Origin of the sequence: Sutterella megalosphaeroides (assembly GCF_003609995.1) — a bacterium.
In the GTDB taxonomy this organism is placed as follows: domain Bacteria; phylum Pseudomonadota; class Gammaproteobacteria; order Burkholderiales; family Burkholderiaceae_F; genus Sutterella; species Sutterella megalosphaeroides.
Window position 1 is genome coordinate 1,701,648 of the sequence record NZ_AP018786.1, and the last position, 13,921, is coordinate 1,715,568.

Annotated in this window: 9 protein-coding genes and 1 pseudogene; 2 read left to right on the top strand and 8 right to left on the bottom strand. The window is 60.6% G+C overall.

The genetic code is table 11. The features are described from left to right. Positions 1–32 precede the first annotated feature (32 nt). On the top strand, positions 33–632 hold the full coding sequence (locus tag S6FBBBH3_RS06935; RefSeq protein WP_120177054.1) for a lipocalin family protein: 600 nt from the start codon (positions 33–35) through the stop codon (positions 630–632). A gap of 126 nt (positions 633–758) precedes the next feature. Here S6FBBBH3_RS06935 and S6FBBBH3_RS06940 read toward each other — a convergent pair whose 3' ends face one another. Continuing rightward, positions 759–1,076, bottom strand: coding sequence for a hypothetical protein (locus S6FBBBH3_RS06940; RefSeq protein WP_120177055.1), 318 nt, complete (start codon positions 1,074–1,076; stop codon positions 759–761). 618 nt (positions 1,077–1,694) lie between these two features. Between S6FBBBH3_RS06940 and S6FBBBH3_RS06945 the strand changes: the two genes are divergently transcribed. After that, positions 1,695–2,369, top strand: coding sequence for a TetR/AcrR family transcriptional regulator (locus tag S6FBBBH3_RS06945; protein ID WP_170143860.1), 675 nt, complete (start codon positions 1,695–1,697; stop codon positions 2,367–2,369). 203 nt (positions 2,370–2,572) lie between these two features. On the opposite strand, the gene S6FBBBH3_RS06950 is transcribed toward S6FBBBH3_RS06945, so the two are convergent. The 7 genes and pseudogenes from S6FBBBH3_RS06950 to S6FBBBH3_RS06980 form a co-directional block, all read right to left on the bottom strand. Next, entirely contained in the window at positions 2,573–3,898 is a 1,326-nt protein-coding gene (locus S6FBBBH3_RS06950; RefSeq protein WP_120177057.1) for an L-cysteine desulfidase family protein, read from the bottom strand. 227 nt (positions 3,899–4,125) lie between these two features. Then, positions 4,126–4,860: pseudogene (locus S6FBBBH3_RS06955) on the bottom strand (PaeR7I family type II restriction endonuclease). Further along, entirely contained in the window at positions 4,857–6,461 is a 1,605-nt protein-coding gene (locus tag S6FBBBH3_RS06960) for an Eco57I restriction-modification methylase domain-containing protein (protein WP_120177058.1), read from the bottom strand. The pseudogene S6FBBBH3_RS06955 and the gene S6FBBBH3_RS06960 overlap by 4 nt, the downstream one beginning before the upstream one ends. Before the next feature lie 505 nt (positions 6,462–6,966). Then, positions 6,967–7,824, bottom strand: coding sequence for a pyridoxamine kinase (locus S6FBBBH3_RS06965; RefSeq protein WP_120177059.1), 858 nt, complete (start codon positions 7,822–7,824; stop codon positions 6,967–6,969). Positions 7,825–8,298: 474 nt separating this feature from the next. Further along, entirely contained in the window at positions 8,299–9,615 is a 1,317-nt protein-coding gene (gene potE, locus S6FBBBH3_RS06970; protein WP_120177060.1) for a putrescine-ornithine antiporter, read from the bottom strand. A 127-nt stretch (positions 9,616–9,742) separates the two neighbouring features. Beyond that, positions 9,743–11,923: an ornithine decarboxylase SpeF gene (gene speF / locus S6FBBBH3_RS06975; RefSeq protein ID WP_120177061.1), complete on the bottom strand. Its 2,181-nt coding sequence runs from the start codon at positions 11,921–11,923 to the stop codon at positions 9,743–9,745. 1,210 nt (positions 11,924–13,133) lie between these two features. Continuing rightward, the gene (locus tag S6FBBBH3_RS06980; RefSeq protein ID WP_120177062.1) at positions 13,134–13,853 is read right to left on the bottom strand and encodes a hypothetical protein; all 720 of its coding nucleotides are present in this window, start codon (positions 13,851–13,853) and stop codon (positions 13,134–13,136) included. Positions 13,854–13,921: the final 68 nt, after the last annotated feature.

Sequence of the window (13,921 nt, forward strand, 5' to 3'; positions counted from 1 at the left end):
CTCTTCGATCCTCTTTTCCCGAGCTCGCCGCCATGTCCCGTACCGAACACTCTTCGAACCGCAAGCGTTCGCCCTTTGTGCGCAACGCCTTCTTCCTTCTCGCCGCGGCGGTCTTCACGTCTCCGCTTCTTGCGGGTTGCGCCTTCAACCACGAGGCGGATCCGGAAACGGCGGCAGCGACTGCCGCGCAGTCGTCCGTCAAAGCCACGGCCGAAAACCGCGCCGTACTCGAAAAGCTCGCGGGTACGTGGCTTGCGCCTATCCCAGGCCAGCCCGGAAACGACTGGGGGTACGTGTTCGAATCGACCGGGGCGGCGCGCACGGTGAACGCCGCAACGCTCCAAGTGAAGCGCTGGTCGCTCGATGCCGCGGGGAAGCGCCTGACGATGGAAGGGGAGAGCATCGGAAACGGCATGACGACCCCCTTCATCCGCATCTATGAAGTGGAGGCGGTCGACGACACAACGCTCGTCCTTTTGAACGGGACGTTGAGGGAAACCTTCCGCCGCGCGCCCGATGCGGCTGCGGCAACTGAACCTGCGGACGAACCCGCGGCGACTGCGCCCGGGGCGAAGAGCGAGACCGAATCCCGGACGACGCTCGATACGCTTGACATGCTCGAAAAGCCCTGAGCGCTCTCAACCCTCCCCCGGGGTTGAGCCTCGGGGACTCCGTCGAGGACCGCAGCTCCGATAAAACAAAACCCCGCCGGGTCGTGGTACCCGAGCGGGGTTTTTCATTCGAGCGAACGAGCGAAATTACTTCGCTTCTTCCTTCGCGCCCTGTTCGACCGCAGCCGGAGCTTCCTGCTTGGGCTGCAGACGGCCCGTGAGGTAGCGGTACATGGAGACGTCCTTCACGCGAACGCCGAAGTGCGGGTCGTTCTTGGGCGAGAACCAGACGTCCTTCTTTTCGCGCCAGGCGTTGATGAAGGCGACGTAGTCGGCCGGGATGTCGGTCGAGTTCGTCACGGCGTTGAGCGTGAATTCCTGACCGCCGACGAGCGAGACGATCAGACGATGAACGACGGGTTCCTGAGCGGCCGCGGCGGGAGCGGTCTTCTGTTCTTCAGCCATTGGAATGTACCTCCTGAATCAGACAACGGGCGGATGCTCCGAAAAAAGAGCGGGCAGCCGCCCCGGAAAACGAAACCCCGACCGAGTCCTCGGCCGGGACGTATCGGGTGTCGGGCTTGCGGCCCGACCGTTAGGAAACATTTTGCCAGAGGGTTCGCGGGCCGTTCTGCTCGTTTTCCTGTATATCGGCCTGAAATACGATCCCGATCAAGGGTCGGGCAGGTTCGGGCAACGCGTGCCCGCTTGAGCTCTCGCAACGAAACGACCTCCGGGCTTGAAATTACAACAAAATTACAGCAAAATTACTTTTCCATACCCTATAAAGGTTAAGTACCACCCCGATAGGTAGTTTTGCGCGATCTTCGAAGATCCCCGTAAACCCGAATACTCAACGCAATACTTTAAAATTCCCGAACACCGTGCGGAAAAATCCGCACGAAAACCGGGAAATCGGTCATAATTACTTTGTAATTTTTTGCCCACCCGTTGGGTCGCCACTTCAAGAAAAAGAACACCATGCTTACCCGCACTCCACGTACTCCCGCCTTCGTCCCTACATGCGCAAAGGCGACCGGGCGGGCGGCGCCGCAAGCTCGATTTCGACGGGTTCGTCCCTACATGCGCAAAGGCGACCGGTCGCGCCGCGACATGCTCGACGCCGCCCGCCGTCTGATCCTTGCGGGCGGTCTCGAAGCCGCGTCGCACGCCGCGATCGCGGGCGAACTCAACCTCTCGAAGGGCGCGGTTCTCTACCACTTCCCGACGAAGCAGGCCCTCTGGAACGGCCTCATCGACGAGTACGCGAACCACCTCGCCGACGACGTCGTGCGCTTCTCGCAGCCCTTCCGCGATGCGGGCTTCACGTTCGAAGATTCGATCCTGCCGGCCCTTTACATCTGGTTCATCTACGACCGCGACCGCCACCCGATGTGGAAGGAAATCGGCATCGTGCTGATGAGCCTGCACCACAGCGACTCGAGCCGCTTGTCGCCCATCGGTCGCTTCTGGTACGACGCGGGCGAACGCGTCCTTTCCTCGAACCTCCCGCGCGCCGAAGCATACTGCACGCTCATGGCCTTCCACGGGTTCTTCCTCTCGATCATGCTCGGCAGCGTTCCGATGACGCCCGAAAAGGTAACGGAAACGATGCTCGCGATGGTGCTCGAGCTCTACGGCGACCGCGCCGAAGAACTCCGCAAGCTCATCGAATCGATCGACTTCGACGCGATTCCCCCCTCGCCCGATTCGGTCCGTCCGAAGCAGCTTCTGAAGTCGAAGTATCTGCGCCGCTAAGACGCCGCCGCTTCGCATCCGAGAGAGGCCTTTCCTTCCCGCAGCTCTGCCCGATCCTGCGGACAACGGAAAGGCCTTCGTTTTTTCGGGCTCCTCCGGAAAGCCCCCCCCCGGCAGCAGACGCAAAAAGCCACATGTGAAAAGCCCGAGCGGTGCGCCGCCCGGGCTTTCGGTTCAGATGGGTGTCAAGCTTTCGGCTGCGGTCACTTTTCGCCCAACATCACGCGAATGATTTCGCGGTCGGTCGAGACCATGCCGCGGCTTGCGATGCGCCCGACCGCTTCGGCCGTCTCGTCGACGGAGTGTTGCACGATCCCGTCCCCTTCGCGGAAGACCTGTTCGTTTTTCACCATGTCGAGTGCGACGAGCGCCCCTTCGACGCTCATGGCGATCTTCGCGGCGCACGAGGACTTGGCGCCGTCGCAGATGAGACCCGAGGTGATCGCGAGCGCATTCGTGATGACGCTCTCGATCGCACGGTCGTCGTAGCCCTTCAAAAGGGCGATCCCCGCGCCGCTCCCGCAGCCCGCGCTCACGGCGCCGCAGTAGGCGGAAAGCTTCCCGATCCCCTGCTTCAGGGCGATCGTGACGAGGTCCGAAAGGAGCACCGCACGAAGGCGCGCCTCCTCGTCCGACTTGAGGCTCTCGGCAAAAATGACGACGGGAACGCTCGCGGTGATCCCCTGGTTGCCGCTTCCCGAGACGATGACGACGGGAAGTTCGCACCCGTTCATGCGGGCATCCGAGGCCGCAGCCGCCCAGGCGCGGGCCTTGACGGCGGGGTCGTCGGGATTGCGCTTCAAAAGAACCGCACCCACCCGGGCGCCCCAGCCGCCTTTGAGACCTTCTTCGGCGATCGCCATGTTCATCGCGATCTGACGCTCGAGCAAGGGGCGCGCCGCATCCAAGGGCATCGTGCGCGCCGCGGCGATCAACGCCGCAATGCTCCAGTGTTCGCCCGAAGTCTCTTCCGCATGGGCGTCCCCTTCTTCGAAGACCGTCACGCCGTTTTCTTCGATGCGGGTGACGTTCGTGTGACAGGTGCGGATCGTGACCGAAACGGTTTTCCCGTCGCGCGTCCCCGTTACCTTGATGAAAAAGACGTCGGGTTCTTCGGTCGCGTGAACGCGAACGGGCCACCGGTCGGGCGCGTTCATGCGTTCGTGCACGATCGCCTTTTCCTCGTCCGAAACGACGGAGAGCACCTGAAGCCCTGCTTCGGGGCGCGAGACGGCAAAGCCCGCCGTCACGGCCGCTTCGATGCCGCGGAGCCCATCCGTGTTGGGTACGACGACGCTCTTCACGTTCTTCACGATGTTGCGCGAAACCTCCGCGTCGACCGTATCGGGCAAACCCCCGAGACGCGCGCCCGCAATCGCGGCGGCGTACGCGAGCGCGATGGGTTCGGTGCACCCCATGGCGGGAAGGAGTTCCGCGGCGAGCGCCCGGTTGTAGGAGGCGCAGGCGCGCTCGAAATCCGAAAGAGCCCCGTCGGTGACGTGGGTCTCGTCGTGGGTGGAGGTCGACATGATTTACGGTCTCCCGCAAGTGTTTATATGAGGCGCATTGTAGCGAAAGCGAGCGTCTCCGAACGTTTCGAAAGTACCGATTTTGTCCTCGCGGGACAAGCACAACCGCCGCTTTATAGGCCTTGCACGGTCATGCACAAGCCTTTTCGGGCACCCTCAATAGCGAAACCCCGGGGTTCGACGTTCCGGAGAACGCGCTGTGCCCGGGGCTTCTGTTTCGGCTTTTCTCAGAGGGGCGACGCCCAGCCACCCTTTCTCGCGGCTCGATGGATTCGAAGACCGGAAACGAGGTTCTCGCGGAACACCTCGTACGTCATGGCCTCGTCGGGCTCAACGACGCTCCCCGAGACGGGATCGGCGACGACAAACCACACCGCGTTGTAGAGGCTCGCTTTGCGAAGGCGTTCGCAAAGGAGACGGAACCGCTCGAGGAAGGAGGCGTTCTCGAACATCGGGTCGATTGGAAAGTGCGGCGAATAGACCGTCTTCCCTCGGTTGCGGCTCTCCGGACAATCGCGCACGATCATCACGTAGCCCATGACCGGAGGAATCTTGCAACTTCCGAAGAGTTCGCTCTTAAAGGCTTCCAGGATGTCGACAGCCGACCCGATGGACTCCTCCGCGCGGTTGTTCGCGTTGTTGCCGAAGGAGCTCCCTATGCTCTTAAGCTCGATGGCAGCAACAAGCTCGCCGCAATCGAACGCAAGCAAGTCCCAGTTTTTGGTAGGTCAAAACCAGCCCGGAAGCACGCATTGGCGCCCGGTGTCGAAAATTTCGTCGGGATTGAAATCCCTGTCGATCAAGTCGTTCTTGATGATCCGAACGAGCGGATCGAGGTGCTTGCCGGACGTGATGCCGCTTCGCCGCCCCTGATCCCTGTGTCCCTGCTTCGACTGCTCGTCCGCCGCACGTTGAATGGCTGCGTACATTCCGAGAATGGCTTGAGCCAAATCTTCCCTCATCGCAACACCTCCTCGTAGGCCATCTCCGCAAAGTAAGTGGCCGCATCCCGATTCTTTTCGTCAAACGCCCGCCGCAGGCCGTCACGGACCGTCTCGTCGAGCGACTCGTAGCGCGGCAGCCGCAGGAGCCTCAGATACTGCGCCTGAAAGCGCAGCGTCCCGCCGCGCATCTTGACGCCGAGCGCGTCGATGAAGCGTCGCGTCGTGTCGGCCATGAGAAAGCCGCCCAACACCCGAAGGTCCCAGGTGTCGGAAGCGATCCAATAGGTGTTGTGATGCGGGTACTTGCCGCGCGAAAGCACGGGATCGGGCTCCGCCGCCATGTCGGGCATGAAGAGGAGATCCCGCTCGACGAGTCCCGGCGTCAGTTTGTCGATCGTCCGATACCAGGCCGCAGGATTTTTCTTCGCGACGTGACGCATGCCGAGCCGTTCGCGATGCGCCTCCAAATAGGCTTTGAGCTTCGGATAGTGCTCGAGCTCGACAAGCCGTCCGTCGGTCGTCCACGGATTCACCAACCAGCGCTCCCGATTCAAGCGGCCGCGACGATAGTCGCGCATAAAAAAGAGCGGGAGCATCCGTTCGGGCTCGACGAGATGTTCGTCGTCGGTCAGGAAAATTTCATCGCACCCCGTGGCCACACCGATCCCGAGCCGAATGCCGGCCTCTTCAGGGTCGGGAAGCGCGGCGCGCGCTTTTGTCACGAACTCAACAAGCTCGGAACTTCCCAGAGGATAGACGTCGTCGCCCTCGGGGCGGGTGATCTCGAAAGCTTCGAAACGTTCGCCCTTCATGTTGCCCGAAGGATCGGCCAACCAGTCAAGAACGGCGCGCGTATCGCGTTCCGCGTCGACCTTCGCAAAGTCGCTCACGCAGTTGATGAAGCGAATCGGACCATGGGCAGCTTCTTTGCGAATGAGCGTGATGGCGGGATAAGCGTCCACATCGTCTTCGAAGGCGTCCACCCCGTGCATCCGCACGAGCGCTTCGAGGTTGCAGCTCGATCCCACGCGCCGGCGGAGCTTCCGCCCGTAGGCGTTCTGCAACCATCGGTCGGCGCACACAAATCCGAGACGTCCTTCCGGACGCAGGATGTCGAGACCGCGATCGAAAAAGCCTACATAAAGGTCGCAGCCGCTCGTCATAGAAGGAAGCGCCGAACAGTAAAGCGCGCGCTTCTCGCGGTCGATCTCGGTCGCCCGCACGTACGGAGGGTTGCCGACAACAAAGTCGCACTCGGGCATCGGATCGAGCAGAAAGTCCGCGCGGCGCAGCCACCCGCGGGCGATCTCGCGCGCCTCCTCTTCGGGGCAGCCGCGCGCGGCGAGCGTTCGGGCGACCTCGGCTTCGCAGCGCTCGAGCGCCTCGGCGTCGATGTCGAGCCCCAGGACGGATGTGCAAATGCGGTCCCAATCGCCCGTAGCAGCCACTTCGTCGGCAAGGCGCTCGGCAATCACGGTAAGAAACGCCCCGCAACCGCAGGAGGGCTCGACGATCTTCTTTTGGACGAGCCCCGTGCCGGAGCGGTAGCCGACCATGTCGAGTATCGTCTCAACTACCCATCGCTTCGTATAAACAACGCCGTGTTCGCTTTCTTTCATAAAAAAACGGGCACGACCTCTCCGTCCGTTCGGGAGATCGACATGCCGCCCTTGTTGGTTGAAGAAGGTGTTCCTTGAGGGGCGCCCTCAAAAGAAAGAGGATTGTACGGACGAGACGCATGTTAGCACCGCGCGTTTTTATGACGAGGGGCTCGCCGCGCGACGCAGAAAACGACGCAACCTGAACAAACGCCCCCGGCGCGGCTTGCATCGGGGGCGTTTTCGATTCTTTCATTCTGCGGACCGCTAACCGACGGTCCTCTCCGGGCCGCCCGCGTCGTCTCTTCGCGGAGTGACAAACGAAAACGCCAACCCTCACTTGTCTCCCGTGTCTGACAAGATTTTGGATTGGCGCCCTACGGCTTCACGAAGTTTGAACACCCTTGTACGGTGTCACGGCCTCAGAACGGGGTGTACCTCGTTGAGAGCTTTCGTTTTCGTTACGACAACGTTAACACCTTGCCGCGTCCATAAATTCCGTAAAACTACTTATTTTTCAATAGGATCAGTTCGTTCCGGAGCGCAGCCGCATAAGTTCGTCGAGGCACGGTTCCACGAGCACGCCTTCGCGCGGGTCGGTACCGACGTCGATCGTGTACTGAATGATGTGCGAGAGGAAGTGCATCGCGTCGGAGACCGCCGTTTCGAGCGACCGGCCGCAAAGGACCGCACCCGTCACGACGCTCGTGAAGATGTCGCCCGTGCCGCAGGTCGAGAAGGGCAAACGCGGCGTTTCGAATTCCATGAAGCGGTTCGTGGCAGCCTCGTAGGACGAGACCTTGATACGGTTCCCGTCCGCGGGAATGCTCGTAATAACGACGTTCGGGGAGCCGAGCTTCGCGAGTTCGCGCGACATCGCTTCGACGGCGCCCGCTTCGGGAAGACCCGCGTCGTAGGGTTTGTCGAGAAGGAAGCACGCTTCCGTGTAGTTGGGCGTGATGATGTCGGCCTTGCTCGCAAGGCGGCGCATCCGCTCGACCATCGCATCGGTGTAGATGGGATAAAGCTTCCCGTCGTCGCCCATCGCGGGGTCGACGACCGCAAGGCCCCCGTCGCGCTCGCGCAGCAAGCGGTTGATCGAGTCTTCGACGATCTCCATCTGTTCGACGTCCGCGAGGAACCCGCTATAGACCGCGTCGTAGCGGAAGCCGAGGCGAACCCACTGGTCGAGAATCCCCGGCATGTGTTCGGTGAGGTTCGTCGAAACGAAGGACCCGAACGTGAAGTTGTTGGAGAAAACCGCCGTCGGGAAGGGACACGCCTGGTGACCCATGGCCGAAAGAACGGGAACGGCGGCCGTAAGCGAGCACCGACCGAACGAGCACAGATCGTGAACGGCAAGAATGCGTTTGGGTTGGTTCATTTGTTTCCGCCTACCTATTTAAGAATGGGTTTCGAAAGAAGCCCGGGACTTCGGGCCGAGCTTCCGCGGTCGCGCGCGGCCCCTCGTGTGCGTGCGGCCGGGGCGCTTCTTGACCGACGAACGTTGCGGGCGCGGCCGGAGCCTGACGCAGGTCCCCCGCCCCCGCAACCGAGAAGCTCAATAATACCGAGATCAACTGCGGGCGCCGTCGTGATTTTTGTCACAATGTTCGGAAAAACCGTCAGGCTCGGATCCGCCCGCATCAATGCCCTCGGGAAAAACTTCGGCCGAAGCCGAACGAAAAGAGGCCCGCCCGCAGACGCCCGGAAATGTCGGGCGTCTCCCCGGGCGAGCCCGTTCGTAAGAGATCGGCGAGAGAGCCCTCGGAGAGAAAGGGCTCTGCTCCATCGACTCGGTCGATTCGAACGCCCTTCCCCCGCAGGTCTTTCGGCCGTCCTCAGCGTTCTCGGCTCATCAGGCCGCAACCTTCTTGATGAAGTTGTGTTCCGCAGCCATACCGTAGACGGCCCAGCCGAAGAACGTGGCGAGCGACCCGTACATCATCGCTTCGTAGCCCGCGGCGTAGAGCGCATAGAGGCTGTAAACCGTGCCGACGAAAGCGCAGAACTTGATGACGGTGCTCATGCCGGCGGAAACCTTCTCTTCCTTGAGAAGCACCGGAACCGCGGCCATCGAGAGGAGGTACGGCATCACGTTCGTAACAACAGCCAAGTCAACGAGCATGTTGAACTGTTTGTAGAGCGACGGGCTGATCGTGAGGAACGAAAGGCACGTCTGCGTCACCGTGATGATGATCATGCCGAGCACGGGCGCGTCGTCCTTCGTGACCTTCGAGAAGGCGCTCGGGAAGAACTTGGCATCCGACAGGGACTTGAAGACCTGAGCGATCGTGAACTGCCAGGAAAGGAGCGACCCGGCGCACGAGACGACCATCATGCCGATCACGACCTTGCCGACCGTTTCGTTGAACATCGAGGCGAAGACGAGACCGAACGGAGCCGTCGACTTCACGAGTTCGGCGTTCCCGACGATGCCCGCACAGATGTTCGTCGACAGGATGTAGATGACCGCCACGCCGATCGTCGCACCGAGCACGGCCTTCGGGACGTTCGTTTCGGGATTGTCGACGGCTTCGGAGTTGGCGCAGGCCGACTCAAGACCGAGGAAGGCCCAAAGCGTCATCGAGATGGAGGCGCTCAGCGCGTCGAAGAACGGGATGTTGTTCGGGTTCCAACTTTCGGCGTAGAGGGTCGGGCTGAACCAAAACCAACCGAAAATAGAGAGACCCGCAACCGGAATGATCGCCCCCCAGGCGGAGAAGTTCGAGATGTACCCCGTGATCTTCGGACCCTTGAAATTCAGGGACGTGCACACCCAAAGCGTGACGATCGTTGCCAGGCAAGTCCCGATCGGAGAAAGCTCGACGTCAAAGAATGCCGTGAGATAACCGACAACCGTAATCGCAATGGCGACATTCGCAATTACGAGCGAAACGGCATAGGTGTAATTCGCAAGAAAATTACCCGATTTTCCGAAAGTATATTCGGCGTAACCGCCCATACCACCTTGTTTACGTGAAAGCATGCCGCATTTTGCAAATGCGTAAGCGAGTGCCGTCGACCCCGTAGCAGTCACCAACCAGGACAAAATTGAGAATGTACCGACTTCCGCCAATTTGGTTGGCAACATGATAATGCCCGAGCCCATCATGTTCAGTGCGGTAAGAAGCGTGAGCTGAGTCACACTCATTTTATTGTTGTTGGAAGACATGGATTTTGTCTCCTCATTAAGAAATGAATTTCAATGAGGACGCACATTCGAGATTCAATGTGCGTCCTATTGGGTTTATGAATTTCGATTTCGCCGGATTGCCTCAATCGAATCCATTTACACGAACTCAGTCGACAAGCTCGGCTTCCTTTTCGCGTTCGAGCACGTAGCCGTAGGCGCGCTTGCGACCGTCGTCGTCTTCGCGGACGTACACACCCTGAAGTTCGGGCGCGAAGCCGGGGAACCGGTTGATGCCTTCTTCGAGCGCGAGGAAGTAGCGGAGAGCCGAGTCACCCCAGACTTCGCCCGGAACGACGCAAAGAACCCCCGGCGGATAGGGGAGCGCCCCTTCGACGGCGATGCGACCTTCGGCCTTTTCCAAGGGCACGAGTTCGGCGTTCCCGCGGATGAACTCGTAGTGCGCGGCCTGCGGCAGGAGCGGCGCCTTCGGGAGATGGTCGTGGCGGAACATTTCTTTCTGGAGCTGCTTCACGTTGTTCGACTTGTAGAAGTCGTGCATTTCCTGACACAGCATGCGGATCGTGTAGCCGCGATAGCGCGCTTCGTTCGCGCGGTAGATCGACGGGAGCACTTCTTCGAGCGGCGCGTCCGCATCGAGGAGCGCTTCGAAGCGGGCGATCTGCGAGACGAGATGCGCCATCTTCGCGTCGTCTTCCGCCGGCGTCATCAGGAAGAGGATCGAATTCAAGTCGCACTTTTCGGGAACGATCCCATTTTCACGGAGGTAGTTCGCGAGAATCGTCGCGGGCACGCCGAAGTCGTCGTATTCACCCGTTTCGGCGCGGATACCCGGCGTCGTCAGGAGGAACTTGCACGGGTCGACGAAGTACTGATGCTTGCCGTAGCCCTCGAAGTTGTGCCACGAGGCGCCCGGTTCGAATTCGAAGAAGCGCAGGTCGCGGGCGATCACGTCCGTGGGATGCTCTTCCCAGGCGCGGCCGTCGACTTCCTTCGGGATGAAGGGAAGGATGTACTTGCAGGTGCGAAGGATCTGCTTGCGCGCTTCGATGCCGACGCGCACGCAATCGGCCCAAAGGCGACGGCCCGATTCGCCTTCGTGCATCTTGGCGTTGACGTCAAGCGCCGCAAAGAGCGCGTAGAAGGGGCTCGTCGAGGCGTGCATCATGAAGGCGTTGTTGAAGCGCTTGTGCGGGCAGTAGCGGCGCTGGCCCTTGATGTGCGAGTCCTTCTTGTGAATTTGGGAGGTCTGCGAGAAGCCCGCCTGCTGCTTGTGAACGGACTGCGTCACGATGATGCCGGGATCGTCGGGACCGAGTTCAAGGAGAAGCGGCGAGCAATCCTTCATCATCGGGATGAACTGTTCATAGCCGACCCAGGCGGAGTCAAAGAGAATGTAGTCGCACAGGTGACCGATGCGGTCCACCACCTGACGGGCGTTGTAAATCGTGCCGTCGTAGGTGCCGAGCTGAATGACGGCGAGACGGAAGGGGCGCTTTTCGTCGGCGCGCTTCGGGTTCACTTCGCGGATGAGACCGCGGAGGTACTCTTCCTCAAAGCAGTGATCGTCGATCCCGCCGATGAAGCCGTAGGGGTTGCGGGCGGTCTCGAGATAGACCGGAACGGCACCCGCCATGATGAGCGCGCCGTGGTGATTCGACTTGTGGTTGTTGCGGTCGAAAAGCACCAGATCGCCCGGGGCGAGGAGCGCGTTCAAGACGACCTTGTTCGAGGACGAGGTCCCGTTCAGAACGAAGTACGTCTTGTCGGCATTATAGATCTTAGCCGCAGCCTGCTGCGCGGCGCAGGGAGCGCCTTCGTGAATGAGGAGGTCCCCCATCGCGACGTCGGCGTTGCAGAGGTCGGCGCGGAAGACGTTTTCACCGAAGAAGTCGGCGAATTCGCGACCCGCGGGGTGACGGCGGAAGAAGGCCCCGCCCTGGTGCCCCGGGCAGTCGAACTGGGCGTAGCCGCGACCGACGTAGTCTTCGAGAGCGCCGAAGAAGGGCGGCAGGACGCGCTTTTCGTAGCCTTCGGCGAGCGTGTCGATCTGGCGACCGAAGAAGTCGCGGTCGTTCGGGTTGCGGGTGATGACGGTATCGGCACGACCGACGAGCGTGTCGGGGAGCTTTTCCCCTTCGGTCACGACGGCAACGGGAATGCCAAAGCCCGTTTCGTCGAGCTTCTTGAGACCCCGAGCGGCTTCGGCGGCCGTCAGGACGACGGCGGAAACCTCGGTCAGATCGGCGTGGTCGAAGTCGACGATCGGACGCTCGCAACGGAAAGCCGTTGCGGCTGCGGGGGTGGCGGCAATGTGGAGCTTACGCATGGAAATACCTCTTTGGTGGTTGCGTTTGCTTAACACCCGCGGTCGAGGTACAATTGCTCCTGGCAATCGAGTGCCATAACCACGGGCTTCGTTTTGCCAAATCGAATCAAGGTTCAATCGTGTCTGCGAAACACAACTGTTCCTCGAGGAGAAAACACGAGCTGCAACCTCCGAAGCGAGCAAACTTGACGAGGTTGCGGCTCTTTTCTTTTTTATTCGATTTGACTTGGGAGTTTCCGGCGCAACAGTTCGGCGAGACCGAGTCACGACGGACGGACGGTGGTCTCGATGCGAATATCGAAACCACGGAAGACGCGAGGCTTAGAGCCTGCCGGTGGTGTAGCAATCGAGTGCCATAACCACGGGCTTCGTTTTGCCAAATCGAATCAAGGTTCAATCGTGTCTGCGAAACACAACTGTTCCTCGAGGAGAAAACACGAGCTGCAACCTCCGAAGCGAGCAAACTTGACGAGGTTGCGGCTCTTTTCTTTTTTATTCGATTTGACTTGGGAGTTTCCGGCGCAACAGTTCGGCGAGACCGAGTCACGACGGACGGACGGTGGTCTCGATGCGAATATCGAAACCACGGAAGACGCGAGGCTTAGAGCCTGCCGGTGGTGTAGCGATGGTAGTCGAAGCAGGAGCGGACGGCAAAGCACATGATGTGCTGCCGACGCCTGAGACCGATGTTATAGATTTGCATGATTCAACCTCGTTGTTTCTCATGCCCGAAAACCGGGTTTATCCCTGTGCGCGGGAAACTCGCGGAATATCGCCGAAGCCCGCGGGAAAACCCTCCGTGTCGGTTCGAAAACACTCGCGAAGCGAGCACTAACCATCGACAGGAATATAATGCAATCTCCCTAAGGGTTTTGTCAACATCTTTTTTCGATTTATTTGTCAAATAGCCGGAATGGGCTATTCAAACCGACCGCCGTAGGATAAATCGCGAAAAATCCACGCAAAAAGAGCGAAATTCCGAGCAGACCCTCGCAAAAAACCCGCAAAAGAGAAGCGGAATTTCCTCGACAAAAGTCACCGAAACGCGAGCGTCCAATAAGACACTTCCCCCTCGTCCCCTCTCCCGCAGCCGATCGAACCGGTGCACGGCAAGCGAACGAAATCCTCGTCCGATCTGTTCGACCCCCTCGAACAGATCGTTCGGCCGATTCGACCCATCCTCTTCGCCTCTTTTTTCGTCTCGTTCGCCTCACCGCCCCGTCGACCGATGCCGCACGATCGTCCGCAAGGCCGCCGCCGTGAGGAGTGCCGGCACGGGAAAGAACCAGAAGAAGGGATCCGTGAAGACGACGGGAACGAGCGTCGCCCCGTGCGCGAGCGCGACGATGAGGGCGAGAGCGCATTTGGCCCTTGCGTGCATCAGAGGGTTCGGAGGAATCCCCCGCATTTCGGCGCGGCGCCTTGCGGCCCGCCCGTCTGCGACGGCTGCGGGAATCAGGGGAAAGAGAAAGAAGAAGGCGGCCGCGAACTGCCCCATCCGGTTTTGCGCGAGCCTCAGGAGCGCGGCCGCGTCGAGGATCAACGGGTCCCGAGCGTGCCGGGCGAAGAAACTTTCCACGGCCGCGTTGTCGCGCACGGCACTTTCCGCCCCTTCGCCCGTAGGGGCTACGCCCTTCGCGCGGTAGTTCGAGGCCCAAAAGGTGAAGAAAAACCGCACCGCGTCGACGGGCGCTTCCGCAGCGCGCGTCGCAAGGCGCACGACCCCTTGGGCGTCCCCCGCGTAGCGCGCGTAGACGACCGTTCGGGTTTCTTCGCGCAGAATCGCATCGATCCGCGCGGAGTCGACGGCGGAAAGCACGTAGAAAAACTCGACGAGAAGAAGCAAAAAGAGTACCCCGACGAATCCCCCGGGGCGCCCGACGGTGTCGAGCCGTGCATCGCTCGAAGATCCGGAAACTGCATTCGGCATGGCGGTGTCCTTGATGTGCGTACCTTTGTTCGGCCTTTGTTCGGCCTCTGTGTGTTGTTCGTGTGTTT

Coding starts and splice junctions, on each gene's coding strand:
- S6FBBBH3_RS06935 (WP_120177054.1), top strand. CDS start 33: ATGTCCCGTACCGAACACTCTTCGAACCGCAAGCGTTCGCCCTTTGTG.
- S6FBBBH3_RS06940 (WP_120177055.1), bottom strand. CDS start 1,076: ATGGCTGAAGAACAGAAGACCGCTCCCGCCGCGGCCGCTCAGGAACCC.
- S6FBBBH3_RS06945 (WP_170143860.1), top strand. CDS start 1,695: ATGCGCAAAGGCGACCGGTCGCGCCGCGACATGCTCGACGCCGCCCGC.
- S6FBBBH3_RS06950 (WP_120177057.1), bottom strand. CDS start 3,898: ATGTCGACCTCCACCCACGACGAGACCCACGTCACCGACGGGGCTCTT.
- S6FBBBH3_RS06960 (WP_120177058.1), bottom strand. CDS start 6,461: ATGAAAGAAAGCGAACACGGCGTTGTTTATACGAAGCGATGGGTAGTT.
- S6FBBBH3_RS06965 (WP_120177059.1), bottom strand. CDS start 7,824: ATGAACCAACCCAAACGCATTCTTGCCGTTCACGATCTGTGCTCGTTC.
- potE (WP_120177060.1), bottom strand. CDS start 9,615: ATGTCTTCCAACAACAATAAAATGAGTGTGACTCAGCTCACGCTTCTT.
- speF (WP_120177061.1), bottom strand. CDS start 11,923: ATGCGTAAGCTCCACATTGCCGCCACCCCCGCAGCCGCAACGGCTTTC.
- S6FBBBH3_RS06980 (WP_120177062.1), bottom strand. CDS start 13,853: ATGCCGAATGCAGTTTCCGGATCTTCGAGCGATGCACGGCTCGACACC.